This window comes from Mycobacterium sp. 1245801.1 (assembly GCF_001673055.1).
GTDB lineage: Bacteria > Actinomycetota > Actinomycetes > Mycobacteriales > Mycobacteriaceae > Mycobacterium > Mycobacterium europaeum_A.
Window position 1 is genome coordinate 1 of the sequence record NZ_LZKY01000029.1, and the last position, 23,454, is coordinate 23,454.

A 23,454-nucleotide genomic window follows, 5' to 3' on the forward strand; every position below is an offset into this window, starting at 1 on the left:
GGCGCCGTTCGGGCCGCCGTCGTTCGTCCCGAAGAGCGGCTCGACCGTGGGCGTGGGCCAGCCGATCATCATCAACTTCCCGGGCACGGTCGAGAACGCCGACGCGGCCATCGCGGCGGTGCACGTCTCGTCGGTCCCGCCGGTGCCGGGCAAGTTCTACTGGATGACCCCGACCCAGCTGCGCTGGCGGCCGATCAACTTTTGGCCCGCCCACACCGCCGTGACGGTCGACGCCGGCGGCACCGTGTCCACCTTTCAGACCGGTGACACGCTGATCGCCACCGCCGACGACGCCACCCACCAGCTGACCGTCACCCGCAACGGCACCGTCGAGAAGACCTTCCCGATGTCGATGGGCATGACGTCGGGCAATCACCAAACCCCCAACGGCACCTATTACGTCCAGGACAAGAAGGCGTCGGTGGTGATGGACTCCTCGACCTACGGCGTGCCGGTCAACTCGACCTACGGCTACAAGGTGACGGTGGAGGACGCGGTCCGCTTCGACAACGTCGGCGACTACGTGCACAGCGCGCCGTGGTCGGTGGACGACCAGGGCAAGCGCGACGTCAGCCACGGCTGCATCAACATCAGCCCGACCAACGCCAAGTGGTTCTTCGACAACTTCGGTCCCGGTGACCCGATCGTCGTGAAGAACTCCAGCGGCGGCAATTACAAGAAGAACGACGGCTCCGCCGACTGGATGAACTAACCCGCAGCGACAGCGCACAATCGCCCATTCCCGCTCGGGAATGGGCGATTTGCGGTTAGGCGGGTTGTTGTTGCCTGGGGGTTCCGCTCGCGCGCGCGGTATGTATAGCATCATACATACCCCGATGGCTGAGGAGCTGCGATGCGTAGTCCACGCGAGCGGATGGTCGTGTCCGCCGCGCTGCTGATCCGCGAGCGGGGCGCGCGCGCCACCGCCATCTCCGACGTGCTCGAACACAGCGGCGCGCCGCGGGGCTCGGCCTACCACTACTTCCCCGGCGGGCGCACCCAGTTGCTCTGCGAGGCCGTCGACTTCGCCGGCGAGTACGTTGCCGCCGTGATCGCCGGCGCGGCCGACGGACTGCAGTTGATCGACACGTTGATCGACCAGTACCGCCGGCAGCTGCTCGATACCGACTTCCGCGCCGGCTGCCCGATCGTGGCGGTCTCCGTCGAGGCGGGCGAACAGCAGGACGCCGAGCGCATCGCCCCGGTGGTCGAACGCGCCGCCGCGGCCTTCGACCGGTGGAACGACCTGATCGCCGCGCGGTTGATCGCCGACGGTGTTCCGCGGGAGCGGGCGAGCGAGCTGGCCGTCCTGGCCACCACCGCGCTCGAGGGTGCGATCGTGCTGGCCCGGGTGCGACGCGACCTGATGCCCCTCGACGTCGTCCATCGCCAGCTGCGCGAGCTGCTGCTGGCCACCTCGTCCTATCAGGCAGCCGGAAAGGACACCCGCAATGACCGGTGAATGGCAACCCAGCGCATGCATTCTGTGCGAATGCAACTGTGGCATCGTGGTTCAAGTCGAGGATCGCCGGCTGGCCCGCATCCGCGGTGACAAGGCCCATCCCGCCTCGCAGGGCTACACCTGCAACAAGGCGTTGCGCCTGGACCACTATCAGAACAGCCGCGCCCGGCTGACCTCGCCGCTGCGCCGCCGCGCCGACGGCAGCTACGAGGAGATCGACTGGGACACCGCGATCGTGGAGATCGCCGAGGGCTTCAAACACATCCGCGACAGCTACGGCGGGGACAAGATCTTCTACTACGGCGGCGGCGGGCAGGGCAACCACCTGGGCGGGGCGTACAGCGGCGCCTTCCTCAAGGCGCTGGGTTCGCGTTACCGGTCAAATGCCTTGGCGCAGGAGAAAACCGGCGAGGCCTGGGTCGACGGCCAGCTGTACGGCGGCCACACCCGGGGCGAGTTCGAGCACGCCGAGGTGGCGGTGTTCGTCGGAAAGAACCCGTGGATGTCGCAGAGCTTCCCGCGGGCCCGGGTGGTGCTCAACGAGATCGCGAAGGATCCGAACCGCTCGATGATCGTCATCGATCCCGTCGTCACCGACACCGCCAAGATGTCCGACTTCCACCTGCGGGTGCGGCCGGGCACCGACGCGTGGTGCCTGGCCGCGCTGGCCGCCATCCTCGTACAGGAAAACCTTTGCGACGAAGCGTTTCTCGCCGAGCATGTGCGCGGTGCCGACACCGTGCGTGACGCGCTGCGCCAGATTCCGGTGGCCGGCTACGCGCAGCACTGCGGGGTGGACGAGGAACTGCTGCGCGCGGCGGCGCGGCGCATCGGCACCGCGGCCAGCGTCTCGGTGTTCGAGGACCTCGGGGTGCAGCAGGCACCCAACAGCACGCTGTGCTCCTATCTGAACAAGCTGCTCTGGATCTTCACCGGCAATTTCGCGAAACAGGGCGGCCAGCACCTACATTCGTCGTTCGCGCCGCTGTTCGGCCAGTTCTCCGGCCGCACCCCGGTGACCGGCGCCCCGATCATCTCCGGTCTGGTGCCCAGCAACGTGGTGCCCGAGGAAATCCTGACCGATCACCCGGATCGCTTCCGGGCCATGATCGTCGAAAGCAGCAATCCGGCTCACTCACTGGCGAATTCGGCTGCCTGCCGCGAGGCGTTCCGATCACTGGAGCTGATGGTGGTCATCGACGTCGCGATGACCGAGACGGCCAGGCTCGCCCACTATGTGCTTCCCGCCGCCTCCCAGTTCGAGAAGGCGGAGGCCACCTTCTTCAACCTGGAATTCCCGCACAACACCTTCCAGCTGCGCCGCCCACTGCTGCCACCGTTGCCGGGCACCCTGCCAGAACCCGAGATCTGGGCGCGGCTGGTGCGGGCGCTCGGGGTGGTGGACGACGCGGACCTGCTGCCCCTGCACGAGGCCGCCCAGCGGGGACGGCAGGCCTACACCGAGGCGTTCCTCTCCGCCGTCGCCACCAATCCGACTGTGGCGCAGCTGCTTCCGTATGTTCTCTACGAGACGCTGGGGCCCACCCTGCCCGACGGACTGCGCGGCGCCGCCGCCCTGTGGGGCCTCGCCCAGAAAACCGCGATGAGCTATCCCGACGCCGTCCGGCGCGCCGGTCACGCCGACGGCAACGCGCTTTTCGACGCGATCATGGACAACCCGTCGGGGGTGACGTTCACCGTGCACAACTACGAGGACGACTTCGCGTTGATCAGCCACGCCGACCGCAAGATCGCCCTGGAAATCCCCGCGATGCTCGACGAATTGGGGGCGCTGACCCGCACCCCGCCCCGGCTTACCACGCCGGATTTCCCGATCGTGCTGTCGGTGGGGGAGCGGCGCGCCTATACCGCCAACGACATCTTCCGCGACCCGTCCTGGCGCAAGCGCGACGCCGACGGCGCACTGCGGGTCAGCGTCGAGGACGCCCAGGCCCTGGGGCTCGTCGACGGCTGCCGGGCCCGCATCAGCACCGCGACCGGCAGCGCCGAGGCCACCGTCGAGATCACCGAGACCATGCTCCCCGGACATGCCGCCCTGCCCAACGGATTCGGGCTGGACTACATCGGCGACGACGGGCGCACCGTCACCGCGGGTGTCGCCCCGAACGCGCTCACCTCCACCGAATGGCGCGATCCCTACGCCGGCACGCCGTGGCACAAGCACGTCCCCGCCCGGATCGAGCCCGCGCAGGTGAGCGTCAGTTCCAGATCTTGACCCGGTTGTCCGGTTCCAGGAACAGCGCGCCGGCATCGGCGCCGTCGAAGGCGTCGTAGAAGGCGTCCATGTTGCGCAGCACGCCGTTGCAGCGGAACTCCGGCGGCGAGTGCGGATCCACCGCCAGGCGCCGGATCGCCTCGGCCTCACGGGATTTGGTGCGCCATACCTGGGCCCACCCGTAGAACACCCGCTGCACGCCGGTCAGGCCGTCGATGACCGGAGCCGGCTGGCCGTTCAGTGACAGCTGGTAGGCCAGCAGCGCGATCGACAAGCCGCCCAGGTCGCCGATGTTCTCCCCGACGGTGAACGCGCCGTTGACGTGGTGCTCGCTCGCCAGTGCCCGCGGCGTGTAGGCGTCGTACTGCTCGATGAGAGCCTTTGTGCGGGTGGCGAACTCGGCGCGGTCGGCGTCCGTCCACCAGTCCACCAGATTGCCGTCGCCGTCATATTTGGCGCCCTGGTCGTCGAAGCCGTGGCCGATCTCGTGGCCGATCACCGCGCCGATGCCACCGTAGTTGGCCGCGTCGTCGGCCTCGGCGTCGAAGAACGGCGGCTGCAAAATGGCTGCCGGAAAGACGATTTCGTTCATGCCCGGGTTGTAGTAGGCGTTGACGGTCTGCGGCGTCATGAACCACTCGTCCCTGTCCACCGGCCCGCCCAACTTGGCCAGCTCGCGGTCGTGGTTGACGGCGTACCCGCGCTGGTAGTTGCCGTACAGGTCGGCCCGGTCGATCACCAGCGCGGAGTAGTCACGCCACTTCGCCGGGTAGCCGACCTTGGCGGTGAACTTGTCCAGCTTGGTCAGCGCCCGCTCCCGGGTCGCCGGGGTCATCCAGTCCAGGTCGCTGATGCTGATCCGGTAGGCCGCCCGCAGGTTGGCCACCAGTTCGTCGATGCGGGCCTTCGCCCCGGGCGGGAAATGCCGTTGCACGTAGAGCTTTCCGACGGCGTCGCCCATCAGGTTCTCCACCAGCGACACCGCACGCTTCCACCGATCGCGGATCTGCTCGGTGCCGGTCAGCAGGCGGCCGTAGAAGTCGAAGTCCGCGGACACCACCTCGTCGGTCAGCCAGGCGGCCCGGGCGCGGATCAACCGCCACCGCGCCCAGCTCTTCCACACCTCGAGGTCTTCGTTGCGCCACAGCTCGGCGAACGTGCGCAGGTAATCAGGCTGGCGCACAATCACTTCCGCGAGGGACTCCGGGTCGGCGCCGAGCCCGCCCACCCAGCCGGCCCAATCGAACCCCACCGCCTCGTCGCGAAGTTCGGCGAACGTGCGCAGGTTGTAGGTGAGGTCGGCGTCGCGGCGCTTGACCACATCCCAGTGCGCCTCGGCCAGCCTGGCCTCCAGCGCGACGATGCGGTCGGCGGTCGCAATGTGGTCGGCCGGATCGCCGCCGAACACCAGGGCGAACATCCGCGCGATGTGCGCCGGGTACGCCTCCAGCACCTGCGCGTGCCGCTCTTCGCGGTAATAGGACTCATCGGGCAACCCGAGGCCGGACTGGGTGAAGTGCACCAGGTAGCGCGCCGAGTTCTTGGCGTCGGTGTCCACATACACCCCGACGCCGCCGCCGGCGCCGGTGCGCTGCAGGATGCCGATGGCCCGGGCCAGCGCCTCGGCATCGGCGGCGTCGTCGATCACGGCCATCTCGTCGAGCAGCGGCCGCACGCCGCGGCGCTGCACGGTGTCCTCGTCGAGGAAGCTGGCATACAGGTCGCCGATGCGTTGCGCGTCGTCGTCGCCGGCGGCCGAACCCTGCCGGCTGGCCTCGACGATCAGGTCGCGCACCTGTTCCTCGGCGCGGTCATACAGCTGCCGGAACGCCCCGTCGGTCGCGCGGTCCGCCGGTATCTCGTATTCGGCCAGCCAGCGGCCGTTGACGTGACCGAACAGGTCGTCTTGGGGGCGGATGCTGTCGTCGACAAAGCTCAGGTCGATGCCCGAGCGGATGGCCGTATTCGTCACCCCGCCATCCTTCCATCTTTCCCGGGTGCAACGATCGGGCCATGTCCGACGGCGAGCGAACCGAGGCACCTGCTGATGAAGCTGTCGTCGACGTCGACCCCGAAGCCGACGTCGACGCGGACTCGAACGACGACGCCGACGCGGACGAATTCGAAAGCGATGGCGTCTTTTCCCATTACGGCGTCGCGTCCGCGGTCCTCGGGGTGCTGTCGGTGGCAGCGGTGGTGCTCGGCTCCGTCATTTGGTCCGACCACCGCGACCAGGTCGCCGAACGCGGCTATTTGAGCCGGGCCATGCAGACCGCCGCGGAGTGGGCGAACGTGCTGATCAACATGAACAGCGGCAACGTCGACGCCAGCCTGCAGCGGCTGCACGACGGCACGGTCGGGGAACTCAACACCGACTTCGACGCCGCCGTGCAGCCGTACAAGGCGGTCGTGGAGAAGCTGCAGTCCAAGAGCGCCGGGCGCATCGAAGCGGTGGCGATCGAGACCGTGCACCGTGACCTGGACACCCGGCCGGCGGGCGCGGGGCCGCCAAGAGAGATAGTCACCACCAAGCTGCCGCCGTTCGCGAGCCGCACCGACTCGGTGATGCTGATCGCCACGTCGGTCAGCGAAAACGTCGGAGCCAAGCCGCAAACCGTGCACTGGAACCTGCGGCTGGACGTCTCCGACGTGGACGGCAAGCTGATGATCTCCGGATTGGCTTCGATCAGGTGAGGATCCGATGAGGAACATCTGGCGGCTGTTCGCCTTCGACGTCGCGGCCCCGCTGGCCGCCATCGCGGCGCTGCTGGCCATCGGGCTGGTGCTGGGCTGGCCGCTGTGGTGGGTGTCGGCGTGTTCGGTGCTGATCCTGCTGATCGTCGAAGGCGTGGCGATCAATTTCTGGCTGCTGCGCCGCGATTCGGTCAGCGTCGGCACCGATGACGACGCGCCGGGGCTGCGCCTGGCGGTCGTGCTGCTGTGCGCGGCGGCGCTCACGGCCGCCGTCGCGACCGGCTACACGCACTGGACCAGGGCGGACAGCGACTTCACCAACGACTCCCACAAGGTCGTTCAGATCGCCACCGGCATGGCGGAGGCGATGGCGTCGTTCAGCCCCACCGCCCCGACCGATTCCATCGACCGAGCCACGGCGACGATCGTCCCGGAGCATGCGGCCGCGTTCAAGGAGCAGTACTCCAAATCCAGCGCCGATCTGGCCCAGCACAACGTCACCGCCCAGGCCACCACGGTTTCGGCCGGAGTCGAGGCGCTCGGACCGTCGGCCGCCAGCGTGGCGGTGGTCCTGCGGGTCACCCAGAACACCCCGGGACAGCCGCCCAGTCAGGCGGCGCCGGCGCTGCGGGTGACGCTGACCAAGCGCGGCGGCGACTGGCTAGTCGCCGACGTGCTGCCGGTGCGATAGATCAGTTGGCTTCGGCCGAGCGCGCGGACTTCACCTTGACGAACCGGTCCGACAAGCGCCGGATCCGGATCATCAGCGCGGCCGTCGGGCTGGTGCTGCCGTCCAGGTAGCCGTCCAGCTCCTCGGCGGTGACGCCGATGCGGGACGCGAATTCCTGCGGGGCGAGACCCGATCGGTCGATCAAGAGGCGCACGTGGCGGGCGACCTCGGCGCGTTCGTTGGCCTCTAAGTGGGTGCGGGCCCGCTCGAGCACCTCCCACAGCGCCTTGGCGATGCCGTAGGGCCGGGTGCCCTCGAGGACCTCTTCGACCTGGCGGGCGGTCCGCCCGTACGGGTCGCGCTTGAGCGCGCCGGCGATGCGCTTCCAGGTCGCGATGTCACCGCCCTGCAAGGCCGACCGGATGGCGGCCGTCGGCCAGAACTCCACCGGCTGCTCGGGGTCCTGGAAGGGCCCTCCAGTCGGTCCCCCGGGCTGCCCACTGCCGCGTTGACGCTGTTCGGGACCCGGCCGGTGGGGCGGCGGCGCGGAGCGTCGGTCGGGTGCCAACGTCACCTCGCCTCCTCCAGCATCGCCACGGCCACCGACAGGCAGCGCTGCCGGATTTCCTCCCAGTCCGAGCCCGCGTCGGCATCCGATTCCTGGTCTTCCGGGTGGTCGCAGGGGTTGGGATCTGCGAGTCTTCGGACCAACTGGGTGGCAATCCACTGCCGCCTGGATGATTTACAACAGTAATACCTGTCCATTCCGGCCAGCACCACCGCGGCGGTCTCGGGCTCCAATGAATCGACCATGTCTGCAAAGTCGGCATAATCGCGCCGACTGTTACGGCTCATGATCAGGTAGCCCTTCAGCCGCAGGGTCTCGGCACCGGTCGGAACCAGCAGCCGGTCACCGGTGGGCAGCTGCACGTTGGTGGTCTCCACCGGGCTGCGCCGTTCGTATTCGGGCCCGTCGCCGGCCCCGGCGGTGTCGTTTTCCAGCGCGTCGATCGCGACCGACAGGCGTCCGCGCCACAGCGTCACCGGGTGAACCGGCCGGTCGGTCCCGGCGATGGCCTTGGCGATGCCGTTGCGCGAGGCCAGCCCGCCGACCAGCTTCTTGGCCGCCAGGGAGCCGTTGGTGTGGCCGTTGGAGCCGGGTTTCTTGTCGGCCGCGCCCACGCCGACGCTGACCCGCTCCTCGCTGAGCGCGACCTGGTGGGGGATCTGCCCGGGACCCAGGCCGCGGGGCTGGTCCTCGTCGGTGCCGGAGACCGCCTGGGCGGCGTTGCGGCCGCAGCCGGTGAAGGCGAGCGGATCGGCCACGCAGATGGCGTCGGGGGCCAGCTGCTTGAGCTTCGCGGCGGACTTGAGCACCATCCGCAGGTCGGCGTTGGGCGCCACCAGCGCCGAGATGTCGTCGGGGATGACGACGACGTCGCCGAGGTCGACCTCGGGCAGCGGCCGGTCGAAGTCGACCGACGGCAGCACGCGCGACAGCCAGGGCGGCAGCCACCAATTCCACTGGGCGAACATCGCCATCAGCGCCGGCACCATCACCAGCCGCACCACCGTGGCGTCCACCGCGATCGCGACCGCGCAGGCGACACCGATCTCGGCCACCAGCGGCATGCCGGCGAACGCGAACCCGACGAACACCGCGATCATGATCAGCGCGGCGCTGGTGATGGTGCGCGCGCTGGTGCTGACGCCGTAGGCCACCGCGTCGCGGGTGTTCCCGGAGTGCAGGAAGCGCTCCCGGATGCGGGTGAGCAGGAAGATCTCGTAGTCCATCGACAACCCGAAGGTCATCGCGAGCACCAGCGGGGGCACGGTGCTGTCGATCGAGCTGATCTGGGCGAAGCCGAGGTCCTTCAGCCACCCCCACTGGAACACCATCACCAGGCTGCCGTAGGCGGCGGCGACGGACAGCAGCGTCATCAGCACACCCTTGAACGCCAGGAACACCGAGTGAACCGACACCAGCAGCATCACGAACGCGATCAGCGCCACGATGCCCAGCACCAGCGGCTCGGTCTTGGACACCTGATCGTCGAAGTCCTTGATCAGCGCGGTCGGGCCGCCGACGTCCACCCGCGCCGTGCCCGCCTCGGGGATCTTGGGCAGCTGCGCGCGCATCCAGCCGACGGTCTCGCGGGCCTTCATGTCCTCGGGATCCACCGACAACACCGCCGAGAGCAGCGCGCTGCCGTTGTCCTCGGCGAACTGCGGCGGCGACACCGACACGATGTTGGGTGCCTGCGACATCCGCTGGCGGATCGCGCCGACGGTGTGGCTGTGCTCGGGGGAGGCCGCGCCGCCGTCGGGGAAGTTGATCAGCACCCGGACCGGGCCCAGCGCGCCGGGACCCAGCGCCTGGGCCGCCGCGCCCACCCCGGCGCGGATTTCGTGCGACGAGTCGAACTGGCGCAGCAGGCTGTTGCCCAGCACCATCGACGCGGCCGGCGCCGCCATCACGAGCAACACCAGCGACGCCGCCAGCGCCGACATCCACGGCCGGCGCATCACCCAGCCGATCCAGCGGTTCCAGAACCGGGACTGGGTGCTTTCGGGGCGGCGCGACCAGTGCAGCAGGGCCGACCGCTTGGCGGCCGCCCGGCCGAACGTCGCCAGCGCCGCCGGCGTCAACGTCGTCGAGGTCAGCATGGCCACGGCCACTGCCAGGATGGCGCCGGTGGCCATCGATTTCAGCGCCGGGGTGTTGATCACGTAAATCCCGGTGAGCGAGGCGATCACCGTCATCCCGGACAGCACCACGGCCAGCCCGGAGGTGGCCATCGCGGCGTCGACGGCCTCGCGGGGCTGCCGCCCGGTCCGCAGTTCCTCCCGGAACCGCATCAGGATGAACAGCGAGTAGTCGACGGCCAGCGCGATCCCGAACATCGACACCGTCGAGGTCACGAAGACCGACATGGTGGTGTAGGCGGACAGCAGATAGACCAGGCCCATGGTGACCACGACCGTGCAGACGCCCAGCGCCAGCGGGATGGCCGCGGCGGCCAGCGAGCCGAACACGGCGAGCAGCACGATCAGGATGACCGGCAGGTTCCATTTCTCGGCCGCGGCGATGTCGTGCTTGGTGTTGGCCGCGGCGGCGGCGGACAGCGCGCCCTGCCCGATGACGTAGAGCCGGACCCGGCCGTTGGCGGTCTGGCCGGGCTGGTCGCCCTTGATGCCGACCTTGGTGCGCAGCTGCTTGGCCACGTCGCTGGTGTTACGGGAATCCAGCCGCACCGATAGCACGTAGGGCCGGTCCGGCTGCGGCGGCCGCTGGGTGGGGTTGGGGATCTCGGTGGTGCCAGGGATGCCGGCCGCGATCTGCCGCAGCTGCGCGACGGCGTCGTTCATGTCCTGGTAGCTGGCGTCGGGACGGGGTGCGGCCACCAGCGCCAGCGACGACCCGCCCTGATCGTGGTAAAGCTCCTCGAGCTGGTCGTGGACCGCCAGCGACTGCGATCCGGCCACGTCGAACCCGCCGCCGGTGAGATTGCCCGACTGTGTCAGCGCCAGATAGACGGCGGGAACCAATGCCAGCAACCAGCCTGCGAAGACCAACCAGCGGTACTTACGCAGGCTGCGGCTGAGGCGCATCATTAACTGCTGGATTTTTCCGCTCCCCGGTTCTCGCGTAACGCGTGTTGGCGACGATACCGCAGCAGGCTGTGGATTATGCGGGCTTATCTAGTTCCTGAGCTGCGACGACGGTGTTGTTGCCAAGACGCTGCGAAGACGTTGTGAACTGGTGACCAAGCGGGATTTCGATCACATATCCCGTCAGGCGCTTTGTTCGGACTGGCAGCGGTGATATCGGCGGTGGCAGGATGTCGGATGGCCCGCGCGGCCCCGGGGGATTCGGGGATGCCTGCGCTGAAACGGGCCGTCTGTTGCAGCCGTTTGCGAGGCGCGCGCCCATCCGGCGGTCCGTCGCAAACTCGAAGGAGTTACCCATGACGAGAGCCACCGCTGGACGGGGTCGCAGAATCTTCGCCGGGCTGGTCGCCGCCGCGGTGCCCGGAGCGGCCGCGGCGGTGTTCGCCGGCGCGCCGGCGACCGGCGCGAACGACCCGTGCGCGGCCAGCGAGGTCGCCCGGACGATCGGCTCGGTGTCCAAGTCGATGGGTGACTACCTTGATTCGCACCCGGAGACCAACCAGACGATGACCTCGATGCTCCAGCAGCAGGCGGGTCCGCAGTCGGTGAACGGGCTGAAGTCCTACTTCGACGCCAACCCCAAGGTGGCCGGCGACATGACGTCGATCGCCCAGCCGCTGACCAGCCTGTCGCTGCAGTGCAAGCTGCCGATCTCCATCCCGCAGGCGTTGGGCATGGTCCAGCAGGCGCAGGGCGCGGCCGGTGGGCTGCCCGCGCTGCCGGCGAACCCCGCGCCAGCGTCGCCGTTGGGTGGGACCACCGGTGGCGCCCCGGCGGCGTCGCCGCCCGCGGCGACCAACCCGCTGCCGGGGCCGCCGCGGGGGAACACCGTCGGCTAGAGCTGGCCGTCCGTCTCCGGATTGCGATCGGCCGGGTTGTGATCCGCCGGATTCCGGTCCGGCGGTAACGGCCCCTGCAGCGCCGCCTCGGTCGGGTCGGCCGCGGCGTTGCCCGCGAGCGGGACGACGGGCAGCGGACCGGTGATCGGGTCCTCGTCGGAGTCGGTGACGTTCTCGGTGCGGAACACGAAGAAGAACACCACCCAGCCGATCGCCGAGATGAGCAGCCAGCTGATCAGCCGGTAGATCAGCATCGCCGAGATCGCATTGGGCAGCGACATCCCGCTGGACACCAGGCCGGGCACCAGCACCGCCTCGACGATCAACAGCCCGCCGGGCATCAGCGGGATCGTGCCGACCGCGCGGGCGGCCGCGTAGGCCACCGTCAGCCCGGCCACCGAGGCGTGGTCCCCGGCGGCGTAGGCGGCAAACCCCAGGCAGGCGACGTCGGCGATCCAGTTGAACATCGACCAGCCGAACGCCACGCTCAGGTCGCGCCGGCCCAGGCTCACCGACTCCAGCTGCATCAGCGTCTCGCGCCACTTGTCCAGGCCGGCCTCGGCCGGCCTGCCGCGAACCGAGTTGACCCACGCGAGGACCCGGCTGCCGATGCCGTCGATCAGCTCCGGGCGCGACGCGACGGCCTGGGCCAGCAGCAGCAACGCCACGAAGCCGCCGAGGGTGAACAGCAACGAGAACGGGTTGTTCTTCGCGCCCAGCAGGAAGGCGCCGCCCAGGCCGAGCAAAGCCAACCCGACCGCCTGCAACACGCCCGACATCACCAGCTGCCACGACGCCACCACCGTCGAGGCGCCCCAGAGCCGCTGCTGGCGGAACAGGAAGGTCGCCGACAGCACGGGCCCGCCGGGCATCGTGGTGCTCAGCGAATTGGCGGCGTAGAAGGCCGCCTCGGACCGCAACTGCTTGACATGCACGCCCGCCGACCTGAGCAACGTGCGCTGGATCTGGGCGAAGCTGTGCATCGACGCGGCCGCCGCCGCCACCGAGGCGAGCAGCCACCACCAGTTCGCCTCGTACAGGCTCATCCAGGCCTTGGCCAGCTGATCCCAGCCCAGCGAAACCTCGACGGCGAGCACGATCGCTACCGCGCCCAGGATCACCCAGCGCGCCCACCAGTACTTCCCGCGCGGGGTCTCGCCCGCGCAAGAAGGCGCGAGCACCTCCCGCGGGGGTGTGGTTTTATCGGCGGGTGCGTCGTGCGGCACGTGATTTAGGGTAACGGTGCAGGTGGCGCCGCGATCGCTGCGCATCGCCTACCGTGTCCCGGACGTTCCGGGGTCGTAACCGGATCGTGCCGACGGTGATGGCTCCGGGCGACGCGCAGACGCGCGCGGACACGGCCGAGACACGTTTGACGGCGCCCCGCTGCGGATAGGCTGGCCCAATGTCAGCAAACGTCGACGATGCCTCGGTCGAACCCCTTGTCCGCAAGACCGCCGCCTGGGCCTGGCGTTTGCTCGTCATCCTGATCGCCGTGCTCGCCCTGCTGTGGGTGGTGCAGAAGCTGGAAGTCATCGTCGTTCCGGTGCTGGTGGCGCTGCTGCTGAGCGCGCTGCTGGTGCCGGTGGTGGACTGGCTGGACAAACGCGGCATGCCCCGCGGTGGCGCGGTGGCGCTGGTGTTGCTGGGTGGCTTCGCCATCCTGGGCGGCATCCTGGCGTTCGTCATCTTGCAGTTCATCGACGGCCTGCCCGGCCTGACCGAACAGGTGACCCACAGCATCGAGTCGACGCGCCGCTGGCTGATCCACGGGCCCGCGCACCTGCGCAACGAACAGATCGACAGCGCGGGCAACGCCGCCATCGAGGCGCTGCACAACAATCAGGCGAAGCTGACCAGCGGCGCGCTGTCCACCGCGGCCACCGTCACCGAGCTCGTCACGGCGGCGGTGCTGGTGCTGTTCACGCTGATCTTCTTCCTCTACGGGGGCCGCAACATCTGGCAGTACGTCGTGCAGATCGTCCCGTCGCACGTGCGGCACCGGGTGCACGAGGCCGGCAACGCCGGGTACGGATCGCTGATCGGATACGTGCGGGCCACCTTCCTGGTGGCGCTGACCGACGCGGCCGGTGTCGGCACCGGTCTGGCGATCATGGGCATCCCCCTCGCGCTGCCGCTGGCATCGGTCGTGTTCCTTGGCGCATTCATCCCGCTGGTCGGTGCCCTGGTCTCGGGCCTGGTGGCCGTCGTGGTCGCGCTGCTGGCCAAGGGCATCGTGTACGCGCTGATCACGCTGGGCCTGCTGATCGCCGTCAACCAGATCGAGGCGCACCTGCTGCAACCGCTGGTGATGGGCCGCGCGGTCTCGATTCACCCGCTCGGGGTGGTGCTCGCCATCTCCACCGGCGGCGTGCTGGCCGGCATCGTCGGCGCCCTGCTGGCGGTCCCGACGGTCGCATTCCTCAACAACGCGATCCACGTGCTGCTGGCACCGGACCCAGAGGCGGAAGCCGAAAAACAGACCGAGGAAGCGGACGAGCAGAGCGCGATCCTGCAGGCCGAACCGGACCAGCCCGAGAACGCATCCGGCTGAGGCCCAAGACTTTTCGCTTGGGCCGGGTGACCGGCTACAGCCGTCCCTCGCGGCGCAGCAGATCCTGCGCGGACAGTCCGCCGCCGGAGCGTCGGCGTTGCCGGGCCGGGTCGCCGTTTTCGTTCTGCTCGTGCGCGTTCACCTGCTCGCTGGCCGCGTTCGGGTCATTCGGGCCCGAGCCTTCCGACCGCATTTTCGGCAGGGCGGTGGTGGGTTCGGCGGCGTCACCGTCCTCGGAACGGTTGCCGGGCACCGGAATGGCCCGCGTCTGATCGCCGGACGGCGGTGCCGCCGGACCGGTGGCCGGTGGCCGGTGGGGGGTCTGCGGCGCGGAATTGGTGGCGGGGCGGGGGTCGGCCGGCCTGTCACGGCCGGGTGCGCCAGGGCCGCCCTGCGCGGAGAAACGGTGGGTCTGAGCCTCGGTCGGCTGGTTGGGGCGCGCCGGGGTCCGTGTCGCGCTCGCGGCTGGGTCCTGCGCGGGCCGCGGATCGGCGGGCGCAGGGCGGGCGGGGCGCGACGGCTCCGGCGCCGCCGGGTGGGTGGGGTCGTGCGGCGGGCGCGGTGCCGCGGCGACCAGGCTGGCCGCCACGGGCGGGCGCGCGGGCCGGCCGTTGAGCGTGGGCCGCTTGCGCTCGTCGGGCAGGTCGATCTCACCCAGCCCGATCTTGTTCTGCAGGCGCCGGGCCCAGCGCGGCGCCCACCAGCAGTCGTCGCCGAGCAGCTTCATCACCGACGGCACCAGGAACATCCGCACGATGGTGGCGTCGAGCAGCAGCGCCGCCATCAGGCCGAAGGCCAAATATTTCATCAACACCAGGTCCGAGAACACGAACGAGCTGGCGACCACGGCCAGCACCAGGGCGGCGGCCGTGATCAGGCGCCCGGTGGTCGCGGTGCCAATCCGGATGGCCTCGGCGGTGGACATACCGCGTTCGCGCGCCTCGACCATCCGCGAGACGAGGAACACCTCGTAGTCGGTGGCCAGCCCGAAGCCGACGGCGACGACCAACGCGATTACCACCACCATCAGCGGCGTCGGCGTGAAATTCAGCACCCCGGACAGGTGACCGTCGACGAAAATCCACGTCAGGATGCCCATCGTCGACCCCAGCGTGAGCGCGCTCATCAGCACCGCCTTGATCGGCAGCACCACCGAGCCGAACGCCAGGAACATCAGCAGCAGCGTCGCGCCCAGCAGCAGCACCAGCATCAGCGGCGCCTTGGCGAACAGGCTGTGGATGCTGTCCTGCTCGAGTGCCGGCGTGCCGCCGACATACAGGTTCAGGCCCTTCGGCGGGTTCACCGCCCGCAGTTCAGCGATCTTCTTTTCGGCGTCATTCTTGTTGAGCAGGCCGTTCTGGATCACCCGCACCGAGCCGTCCTTGGGCACCGTGGTCCCGTTCGGGCCGGCGACGCAGGGGTTCCCGGCGATGGTCGGACACGGCCGTTCCTGCCAGGTCTTGTCGGTGAAACCGCCGATCGAGGAAATCCGGTTGCGGATGTCGGCGACCTGCTGGTCGGTCACCTTGCTGTGGTTGTCGCTCTGGATCACCACGGTCAGCTGCTCGGTGCGGTAGCCGGGGAACTGCTTGTCGAAGTGCTCCTGCGCCAGGCGCACGGGGTTGTCGGGCGGCAGGTACTTCTCGCTCATCCCGCCGAACGACAGGTTGCCCAGCGGGATGACCAGCAGGATCATGCCGACCGCGATCGGGATGGCGAACGCCAGCGGCTTTTTCATCACCCAGTTGACCAGCTTGCCCCAGAAGCCGGCCTCGACCTCTTCGCGCGTCTTGGTCTTCTGCAGCCGGTCGGCCAGCCAGTTCAGATAGGCCCGCGAGTACTTCCAGTTCCGCAGGAACGGCACCCGGAACGCGGTCCGCACGCCCAGCGCGTCGACGTGGCGGCCGAGGATGCCCAGGCAGGCCGGCAGGAAGGTGATCGACAGCAAGGCGGCGAGACCCACCGCGGCGAAGATCGCGTAGGTCAACGAGTGCACGAAGCCCTGCGGAAGCACCAGCAGGCTGGCGCTGGAGGCGATGATCAGCACCGCGGAGAAGGTCACGGTGCGCCCGGCCGTCATCACGGTTCTTCGCACCGCGGCCTCGGTGTCGTAGCCCTCGGCGATCTCCTCCCGGAACCGGCTCACCACGAATAGCCCGTAGTCGATCGCGATGCCCAGGCCGATCAGGGACACCACCGGCTGGGCGAAATAGTGCACGGGCCCGAACACGGCGACCAGCCGCAGGATGCCCAGCGAGCCCGCGATGCTCAGGCCGCCCACGATGGCCGGCAGGCCGGCGGCGACCGCGCCCCCGAAGACGAGGAACAGGACCACCGCCACCATCGGCACCGCAAGGACCTCCATGCGGCGCTGGTCGGTGGCGATGGTGCCCGTCAGGGCGTTGGCGATCGGCTCGAGACCGGCGAGTTGTACCGTGCCGCCGTTGAGCTTCTGCAGATCCGGGGCGATGGCCTTGTAGTTGTTGAGGATGCTGTCGTCGTCGTCACCCTTCAGGGGGATGGACACGAAGGTGTGCTTCCTGTCCTCGCTCACCATCCCCTTGATCACCGGGTTGGTGCTGTCGGGCGCCGCAAGCCAGCCGGCCCACCCGACGACCTGGTCGGGGTGATCCGTCTTGAACTTGTTGAGCTCGGCGACGAGCTTGTCCCGCCACGCCGCGTCATCGACCGTTTTTCCGTTGGGAGCGGTGAAGGTGGCCACCACGTGGCTGGTGCGGTCGCGGCCGTAGGTCTGGTCGCCCAGCACCGACGCCTTCACCGATTGGCTGCCGTCGTCGTAGAAGCCGCTCTGTGTAACATGCTTGCCCAGGCTGATTCCGAAGACGCCACCCAGCAGACACAGAGCTACCGTGACCCCGATCACGATGTACCGATACCGGTACACAGTTCGACCCCACCAGGCGAACACGCAAGCTCCTTACTGGATCGTTAACGACCCGCGCGGCATCTTTCGGTTTTTCAAGCCAGTGTCACACACGCGCGGTCAACAGCGCGGACAGCGGCCGGAACGGCTGCAGCCACGCTCCCTGGTCAGGCAGCGAATCTAGGCCGATCCGCGGCAACGGTTCCCGGAAGACACCAGCGATATCCTCCAGATCAACGAAGTCCAAGGTATCCGACGCTAGCGCCCAACTCGCATGTTCGCGAAATCCGATCACCTGGACGCTGACCCCGGTTCGGGCGATGTCCTCCAGCGGGTGGCGAAAAGCCTGACCGTCCGCGGAGGCCACCACCAGCGCCGCCAACCCCTCGGTGCGCCGCAGTTCGATGTGGGCCAGCATGTCGCGGTCGACGTCGCTGTCCTCGTCGATCTTCGGCTTGGCGAACACCGCGAACCCCACGTTACGGAGCGCGTCCACCCAGGGCCGGACGACGTCGGCGCTGCCCGGCGCGATGTTGGTGAAGACGGTGGCCTCGGGTTCCACCACGACGCCGGGGCGGGTGGCGCTGACCTCGGCCGTGCGCGCCAACAACCAGCGTCCCAGGGCGTCGAACCGCGGGCGCTCCAGAGCCGTCGGGCGCCGGCCCAGGATGGAGCCCAGGCCCATGTCGAGGTTGGGCGCGTCCCACACCAGCAACACGCGTCCCCCCGGGGGAGGGAAGTCGCCCAACGCGTCGCCGGTCAGCACCGCCGGCGGCGCGACGGGTTCGGCCCCCGCCGCGGTCTCTTCGGTCAGGCTCATGGTCATCGCCTACTCATCGTCTAAGCCAAATGAACTCGGTGACGGCGCTGCCCGCTTCTTGAGCCTTCGTCTCGTACTTGGTGGTCGGGCGCGTGACCGAGATCGCCAGCGCATCGTCGGGATCGGCCGGGCGCAGCCGGGGTTCGCCCGCGCCGACCTCGGCGATGTGCTCGGCGTAGCCGGCGTGGTCCGTCGCAACGTGCAGGACACCACCAGGGAGTAGCCGGTCGGCTATCAAGCCAATCGTGCCCGGCTGTAGGAACCTGCGTTTGTGGTGCCGCGCCTTCGGCCACGGGTCGGGGAAGAAGACGCGCACCCCGGTCAGCGACGCCGGCGCGATGAGGCGTTGCAGGACGTCGACGGCGTTGCCGCGGATCAGCCGGATGTTGCTCACCTTGTCGCGGTCGATCCCGCACAGCAGCTGCGCCAGCCCACGCCGGTAGACCTCCACCGCGACCACGTCGATGCCGGGCTCCTCCTTGGCCATCGCCAACGTGGATGTGCCGCTGCCGCAACCGATTTCGAGCACCACCGGCGCCTGGCGCCCGAACCAGGCGCGGGTATCCAGCGGGGGTTCGGGGTTTTCGGGTTCGTCGGCCGCGGCGCCTATCGACAGGCCGAGCTCGGGCCACCGGCGTTCCCAGGTCTGGCGCTGGGCATCGGACAGGGCCGCTCGCCGGGCCCGGAACGCCGTGGCGGGGAGGTAGCGCTGGTCGGGGCGGTCCGAGTCCCCCGAGGGCGTGTCAGCAGACATCGCCACCCCGCGCTGCGCATGCATTTGTCCATGGTGGCCTATAAACCTCGGATGTAGCCGCCCCTGGTCCGGATTGATACCCAACAGTTGCCTTGACCTGGTAACTGATTAACAGTGGCTCGCTTCTTCGTGACGCGGGTGCCACCATTCGGTGGGACCGCTCGGCCTCGGCGCAGCACGCAGTAGTTTCGACGCGGCCGGGACGCTGGTCATCCGGACCGAACAGGCGGGATATGAGGGGACAAGGACACCAGACTTTCGTCGGCGAGCTGGCGCGGTTTGCCGCCGGCCAGGTCGACCCACGCGTGGCGGCGATCGTGCAGCGCACCGCCGCACCGCTGCGCGTGGTTGTGGGCGGCCGCCGGGGGGTCGGCTGCCGCACCGTGCGCCGCGCGCTGGACGGCGCGGGACGCGCGGCGGGCATCGCGGTGGTGGACCCCGAGACCGATGGCGAGGCGGACGTGCTGGTCCGCGTGCTCGCGGAGGTGGTCAAGCCCGAGGACACCCAGGCGATCGACCAGGCCGCAGCGGCCGGTCGCCCCGTGCTGGCGGTGCTGAACAAGGCCGATCTGGCGGGCTCGCTGTCCGGCCGGGGTGACGGGCCCGTCGCGGCGGCGCGCGCGAGGTGCACCGAGCTCTCGGCGCGCGTCGGCGTGCCGATGGAGCCGATGACCGGGCTGCTTGCGCTCACCGCGCTCGACGACCTGGACAGCACCCTGTGGACGGCGCTGTCGGCGCTCGCCGCCCACCCCGGCGCCACCGCCTGCTTCGAGGGCTCCTTCGCCGGATTCCTGGCCGCCGACGTACCGGTGCCGACCGACGTCCGCCACCGCCTGCTGGGGACCCTCGACCTGTTCGGCACCGCGCTGGCGGTCGCCGCCTTCCGGCAGGGTCGGACCCCGGCCCAGGTGCTGACCCTGCTGCACCGGATGAGCGGCGTCGACGGCGTGCTGGCCAGGATCGGCGTGCTGGGCGCCGCGGCGCGCTATCAGCGGGTGCGCGACGCCGTCACCGAACTCGAGGCGCTGGCCGCCGGGGGCGGCGGGCTGGGCGAGCGCATCAGCGGGTTCCTGTCCCGCGACGACACCGTGGTCGCGCGGATGGCGGCCGCCGTGGACCTGGCCGAGGCGGCCGGGCTCGACCCGGGCGGCCACCCGGGTCGCGGCGCTCGTCGTGATCCGGCCGCGCACCTGCCGCGGGCGGTGCGCTGGCAGCGCTACAGCCGCGCCTCGGCCAGCGAATTGCATCGCGCGTGCGGCGCGGACATCGCCCGGGGATCGCTGCGGTTGTGGTCCCAGTCCTGCGCCTCGTTGCCGGGGGATTCCTGGTGAGCGGCGACGCGAGCGACGATCCCGTCGCCGCGGTGGACGCACTGGTGGCGGCCGCCGGGCCGGGGCTGGACCCGCCGGCCATTCAGCGCCGCGACGCCGTGCTGGTGACCGGCCCCTGGATGGCCGGGGTCACCGCGGTCGCCGATGCGCTGCGCAAGCGGCTCCCGCAGCACACGTTCGTCGAGTCGGCGGATCTGGGCCCGGGCGAGGTGCCGATCGCGGTGGTGTTCGTCGTGTCCGCGGCGGCAAACCTGACACCGTCCGACTGCACGCTGCTGGACGCCGCGACCGAGCACACCGACGCGATCGTCGGGGTGGTGTCCAAGATCGACGTGCACCTGAACTGGCGGGACATCGTCGCCGCGAACTGCGACGCGTTGGGGACGCATGCGGCGCGTTATGCCCGGGCGCCCTGGGTGGGCGCGGCGGCCCTGCCCGACCTGGGCGACCCAGACGTCGACGACCTGGTCGCGGCCGTCTCGGCGCAGCTCGACGACCCCGATCTGGCACGGCGAAACAGGTTGCGGGCGTGGGAATCCCGGCTGGAGACGATGGCGCGGCGGTTCGACCGCGAGGTCGAGGGGTCCGGCCGGCGGGCCCGGGTCGAGGCGCTGCGCGAAGAGCGCAGCACCGCCCTGCAACAGCGGCGCCAGGCCAAAAGCGAGCGCACCATCACGCTGCGCGGTCAGATCCAGCAGGCCCGGGTGGCGCTGTCGCACTCCGCGCGCAACCGGTGCGCGTCGGTGCGCACCGAACTGCAGGAGCACGCGGCGGGTTTGTCGCGGCGCAACATGCCGGGCTTCGAGACGGACGCCTACGAGGCGCTGGAGGAGGTGGTCGCCGAGGTCAGCCACGACACCGACCTGAAGCTCGCCGAGGTGGCGCAGGCGGTGCACGTGCCGATGGAACTGCCGCCGCTCGAGCAGCTGCCCAAGGTCGATGCGGCGCCGCCACCGCTGAAATCGCGCCGGCAGGAAACCTGGCTGATGGTGGTGCTGGGCGTCGGGTTCGGACTCGGGGTGGCGCTGACCTTGAGCCGGCTGATGAGCGGCGTGGCCTCGCGGCTGAACCCGGCGCTGGCCGTCGTCGCGGCCCTGGCGTGCGTGGCGATCTCGCTGGCGCTCACCTACATGGTGATCAACATCCGGGCGTTGCTGCACGACCGGTCGCTGCTGGACCGCTGGACGGGTGACGTGACGGCCGCGCTGCAGTCGGTCGTCGAGGAGCTGGTCGCCACCCGCGTGCTGGTCGCCGAGTCGGTGCTGAGCAAAGGGCTGCTGGCCCAGGACGAGGCCGAGAACGCCCAGGTGTCGGCCGCCGTCGGCGTCATCGACGCCGAACTGCGCGAGCACGCCCTGGCCGCCGCGCGGGCCGCGGCGGCGCGGGATCGGGAGATGCCGGCGGTGACGGCCGCGCTGGCGGCGGTGCGTGCAGAACTGGGAGAACCGGGTATACGAGAGGACGAAAGTCACGCCGAAGAGGGTGGCGCTGACGACACCGAAAAACCCGTTTCGAGGAGCGAAGATGGCGACCCGTCGGGACCTTCTGAATCGTTGTTGTGAGAAGGCTTATACCTGCCCGAGACTCACCCGACAAGATCCTCACGATAACCTGTAGTTAACGCCACCAATTCCTTAATTGTGTGGGCGAGAGCATAGCGAGCAGCACGAGCCCGATACGCAGAAGATCCAGGAGAGTTCGATGACCTCAGCGACCATTCCCGGTTTGGACACAGCACCCACGAATCACCAGGGCCTGCTGTCATGGGTGCAGGAGGTCGCCGAGCTCACCCAGCCCGATCGGGTGGTCTTCGCTGACGGCTCCGACGAGGAGTTCCACCGGCTGGCGGCCCAGCTGGTCGAGGCGGGCACGCTGAAGAAGCTCAATGAGAAGAAGCACCCCAACTCCTACCTGGCGCTGTCCGACCCGTCCGACGTGGCGCGGGTGGAGTCGCGGACCTACATCTGTTCCGAGCGTGAGATCGACGCCGGGCCGACCAACAACTGGATGGACCCGTCGGAGATGCGGTCCACGATGACCGAGCTGTACCGGGGCTGCATGCGCGGCCGGACCATGTGGGTGGTGCCGTTCTGCATGGGCCCGCTGGGCGCCGACGACCCGAAGCTGGGTGTGGAGATCACCGACTCGGAGTACGTCGTCATCTCGATGAAGGTGATGACCCGGATGGGCAAGGCCGCGCTGGAGAAGATCGGCGACGACGGGTTCTTCGTCAAGGCGCTGCACTCGGTGGGCGCACCGCTGGAGCCGGGGCAGAAGGACGTGCCGTGGCCGTGCAACGACACCAAGTACATCACCCACTTCCCGGAGACCCGGGAGATCTGGAGCTACGGCTCGGGTTACGGCGGCAACGCCCTGCTGGGCAAGAAGTGCTACTCGCTGCGCATCGCCTCGGCGATGGCCCACGACGAGGGCTGGCTCGCCGAGCACATGCTGATCCTCAAGCTCATCTCCCCCGAGAACAAGGCTTACTACTTCGCCGCGGCGTTCCCGTCGGCGTGCGGTAAGACCAACCTGGCGATGCTGCAGCCGACCATTCCGGGCTGGCGCGCCGAGACGCTCGGCGACGACATCGCCTGGATGCGGTTCGGCAAGGACGGCCGCCTGTACGCGGTCAACCCCGAGTTCGGTTTCTTCGGCGTCGCGCCGGGCACGAACTGGAAGTCCAACCCCAACGCCATGCGCACCATCGAGGGCGGCAACACCGTCTTCACCAACGTGGCGCTCACCGACGACAACGACGTGTGGTGGGAGGGCCTGGAGGGCGAGCCGCAGCACCTGATCGACTGGAAGGGCCGCGACTGGACGCCGGACTCCGGCGAGAAGGCCGCCCACCCCAACTCGCGCTACTGCACCCCGATGTCGCAGTGCCCCATCCTGGCGCCCGAGTGGGACGACCCGCAGGGCGTGCCGATCTCCGGCATCCTGTTCGGCGCCCGCCGCAAGACCACGGTCCCGCTGGTGACCCAGGCCCGCGACTGGCAGCACGGCGTGTTTATGGGGGCCACCATGGGCAGCGAGCAGACCGCCGCCGCCGAGGGCAAGGTCGGCACCGTGCGCCGCGACCCGATGGCCATGCTGCCGTTCCTGGGCTACCACGTCGGTGACTACTTCCAGCACTGGATCGACCTGGGCAAGAACTCCGACGAGTCCAAGCTGCCCAAGGTGTTCTTCGTCAACTGGTTCCGCCGCGACTCCGACGGCGGCTTCCTGTGGCCGGGCTTCGGCGAGAACAGCCGGGTGCTCAAGTGGGTCGTGGACCGCATCGAGCATCAGGCCGGCGGCCAGGACACCCCGATCGGCATCGTGCCGACGGCCGACGACCTGGACCTCGACGGCCTGGACGTCGAGGGCGGCGACGTGGCCAAGGCGCTGGCGGTCGACCCGGCCGAATGGCGCGAGGAACTGCCCCTGATCGAGGAGTGGTTCGAGTTCGTCGGCGACAAGCTGCCCACCGGCGTCCGCGACGAGTTCGAGGCCCTCAAGCAGCGGCTGTCCGAAGCCGGCTGACCCACCCTCG

Annotated in this window: 17 protein-coding genes; 10 read left to right on the forward strand and 7 right to left on the reverse strand. The window is 69.4% G+C overall.

Annotated elements, in window-relative coordinates:
* The 3 genes from A5622_RS01860 to A5622_RS01870 all read left to right on the forward strand — a co-directional run.
* Positions 1-712: L,D-transpeptidase family protein (locus A5622_RS01860; protein ID WP_066876300.1), on the forward strand; the 712-nt coding region annotated here is incomplete at its 5' end.
* 141 nt (positions 713-853) lie between these two features.
* Complete coding sequence (locus A5622_RS01865) at positions 854-1,462, forward strand: TetR/AcrR family transcriptional regulator (RefSeq protein WP_066876302.1); 609 nt, start codon at positions 854-856, stop codon at positions 1,460-1,462.
* The gene (locus tag A5622_RS01870; protein WP_066876304.1) at positions 1,452-3,698 is read left to right on the forward strand and encodes a molybdopterin oxidoreductase family protein; all 2,247 of its coding nucleotides are present in this window, start codon (positions 1,452-1,454) and stop codon (positions 3,696-3,698) included. The genes A5622_RS01865 and A5622_RS01870 overlap by 11 nt, the downstream gene beginning before the upstream one ends.
* On the opposite strand, the gene A5622_RS01875 is transcribed toward A5622_RS01870, so the two are convergent.
* Positions 3,682-5,670 (reverse strand): M13 family metallopeptidase, encoded by a 1,989-nt coding sequence (locus A5622_RS01875; RefSeq protein ID WP_066876307.1) that lies wholly within the window; start codon positions 5,668-5,670, stop codon positions 3,682-3,684. The genes A5622_RS01870 and A5622_RS01875 overlap by 17 nt on opposite strands.
* A 41-nt stretch (positions 5,671-5,711) precedes the next feature.
* Here A5622_RS01875 and A5622_RS01880 point away from each other — a divergent pair, with 41 nt between their 5' ends.
* Positions 5,712-6,392 (forward strand): hypothetical protein, encoded by a 681-nt coding sequence (locus A5622_RS01880; RefSeq protein WP_066872097.1) that lies wholly within the window; start codon positions 5,712-5,714, stop codon positions 6,390-6,392.
* Positions 6,393-6,399: 7 nt separating this feature from the next.
* The gene (locus tag A5622_RS01885) at positions 6,400-7,083 is read left to right on the forward strand and encodes a hypothetical protein (RefSeq protein WP_066876309.1); all 684 of its coding nucleotides are present in this window, start codon (positions 6,400-6,402) and stop codon (positions 7,081-7,083) included.
* Between the two features lies 1 nt (position 7,084).
* On the opposite strand, the gene A5622_RS01890 is transcribed toward A5622_RS01885, so the two are convergent.
* Both A5622_RS01890 and A5622_RS01895 read right to left on the reverse strand, forming a co-directional pair.
* Positions 7,085-7,636: a hypothetical protein gene (locus tag A5622_RS01890; protein WP_066872104.1), complete on the reverse strand. Its 552-nt coding sequence runs from the start codon at positions 7,634-7,636 to the stop codon at positions 7,085-7,087.
* The gene (locus A5622_RS01895) at positions 7,633-10,677 is read right to left on the reverse strand and encodes an MMPL family transporter (RefSeq protein ID WP_066876312.1); all 3,045 of its coding nucleotides are present in this window, start codon (positions 10,675-10,677) and stop codon (positions 7,633-7,635) included. Before A5622_RS01895 ends, A5622_RS01890 begins: the two co-directional genes overlap by 4 nt.
* Positions 10,678-11,030: 353 nt before the next feature.
* Between A5622_RS01895 and A5622_RS01900 the strand changes: the two genes are divergently transcribed.
* Positions 11,031-11,573, forward strand: coding sequence for a hemophore (locus tag A5622_RS01900; RefSeq protein WP_066872111.1), 543 nt, complete (start codon positions 11,031-11,033; stop codon positions 11,571-11,573).
* Here A5622_RS01900 and A5622_RS01905 read toward each other — a convergent pair.
* Positions 11,570-12,799: a TIGR00374 family protein gene (locus A5622_RS01905; protein ID WP_066876342.1), complete on the reverse strand. Its 1,230-nt coding sequence runs from the start codon at positions 12,797-12,799 to the stop codon at positions 11,570-11,572. The two genes, A5622_RS01900 and A5622_RS01905, sit on opposite strands and share 4 nt — an antisense overlap.
* 179 nt (positions 12,800-12,978) lie before the next feature.
* On the opposite strand from A5622_RS01905, the gene A5622_RS01910 reads away from it, so the two are divergent.
* The gene (locus tag A5622_RS01910) at positions 12,979-14,127 is read left to right on the forward strand and encodes an AI-2E family transporter (RefSeq protein WP_066876313.1); all 1,149 of its coding nucleotides are present in this window, start codon (positions 12,979-12,981) and stop codon (positions 14,125-14,127) included.
* Positions 14,128-14,161: 34 nt separating this feature from the next.
* Here the strand turns inward: A5622_RS01910 and A5622_RS01915 are convergent, their stop codons facing one another.
* From A5622_RS01915 to trmB, 3 genes are all read right to left on the reverse strand, one after another.
* Entirely contained in the window at positions 14,162-17,056 is a 2,895-nt protein-coding gene (locus tag A5622_RS01915; protein WP_066876315.1) for an MMPL family transporter, read from the reverse strand.
* Positions 17,057-17,117: 61 nt separating this feature from the next.
* A complete protein-coding gene (locus A5622_RS01920; protein ID WP_066866063.1) occupies positions 17,118-17,831 on the reverse strand; it encodes an NYN domain-containing protein in 714 nt (237 codons plus the stop codon).
* 13 nt (positions 17,832-17,844) lie between these two features.
* A complete protein-coding gene (gene trmB / locus A5622_RS01925) occupies positions 17,845-18,627 on the reverse strand; it encodes a tRNA (guanosine(46)-N7)-methyltransferase TrmB (protein ID WP_197507928.1) in 783 nt (260 codons plus the stop codon).
* A 191-nt stretch (positions 18,628-18,818) separates the two neighbouring features.
* Here trmB and A5622_RS01930 point away from each other — a divergent pair, with 191 nt between their 5' ends.
* From A5622_RS01930 to A5622_RS01940, 3 genes are all read left to right on the forward strand, one after another.
* Positions 18,819-19,916, forward strand: coding sequence for a hypothetical protein (locus A5622_RS01930; RefSeq protein WP_066876317.1), 1,098 nt, complete (start codon positions 18,819-18,821; stop codon positions 19,914-19,916).
* On the forward strand, positions 19,913-21,478 hold the full coding sequence (locus tag A5622_RS01935) for a hypothetical protein (RefSeq protein ID WP_197507926.1): 1,566 nt from the start codon (positions 19,913-19,915) through the stop codon (positions 21,476-21,478). The genes A5622_RS01930 and A5622_RS01935 overlap by 4 nt, the downstream gene beginning before the upstream one ends.
* A 139-nt stretch (positions 21,479-21,617) precedes the next feature.
* A complete protein-coding gene (locus tag A5622_RS01940) occupies positions 21,618-23,444 on the forward strand; it encodes a phosphoenolpyruvate carboxykinase (GTP) (protein ID WP_066876320.1) in 1,827 nt (608 codons plus the stop codon).
* The last annotated feature ends 10 nt before the right edge of the window (positions 23,445-23,454 follow it).

Bases quoted from the DNA above. Each gene is read 5' to 3' on its own strand.
- A5622_RS01865 (WP_066876302.1), top strand. From the start codon at position 854: ATGCGTAGTCCACGCGAGCGGATGGTCGTGTCCGCCGCGCTGCTGATC.
- A5622_RS01870 (WP_066876304.1), top strand. From the start codon at position 1,452: ATGACCGGTGAATGGCAACCCAGCGCATGCATTCTGTGCGAATGCAAC.
- A5622_RS01880 (WP_066872097.1), top strand. From the start codon at position 5,712: ATGTCCGACGGCGAGCGAACCGAGGCACCTGCTGATGAAGCTGTCGTC.
- A5622_RS01885 (WP_066876309.1), top strand. From the start codon at position 6,400: ATGAGGAACATCTGGCGGCTGTTCGCCTTCGACGTCGCGGCCCCGCTG.
- A5622_RS01895 (WP_066876312.1), bottom strand. From the start codon at position 10,677: ATGATGCGCCTCAGCCGCAGCCTGCGTAAGTACCGCTGGTTGGTCTTC.
- A5622_RS01900 (WP_066872111.1), top strand. From the start codon at position 11,031: ATGACGAGAGCCACCGCTGGACGGGGTCGCAGAATCTTCGCCGGGCTG.
- A5622_RS01910 (WP_066876313.1), top strand. From the start codon at position 12,979: ATGTCAGCAAACGTCGACGATGCCTCGGTCGAACCCCTTGTCCGCAAG.
- A5622_RS01920 (WP_066866063.1), bottom strand. From the start codon at position 17,831: ATGAGCCTGACCGAAGAGACCGCGGCGGGGGCCGAACCCGTCGCGCCG.
- A5622_RS01930 (WP_066876317.1), top strand. From the start codon at position 18,819: ATGAGGGGACAAGGACACCAGACTTTCGTCGGCGAGCTGGCGCGGTTT.
- A5622_RS01940 (WP_066876320.1), top strand. From the start codon at position 21,618: ATGACCTCAGCGACCATTCCCGGTTTGGACACAGCACCCACGAATCAC.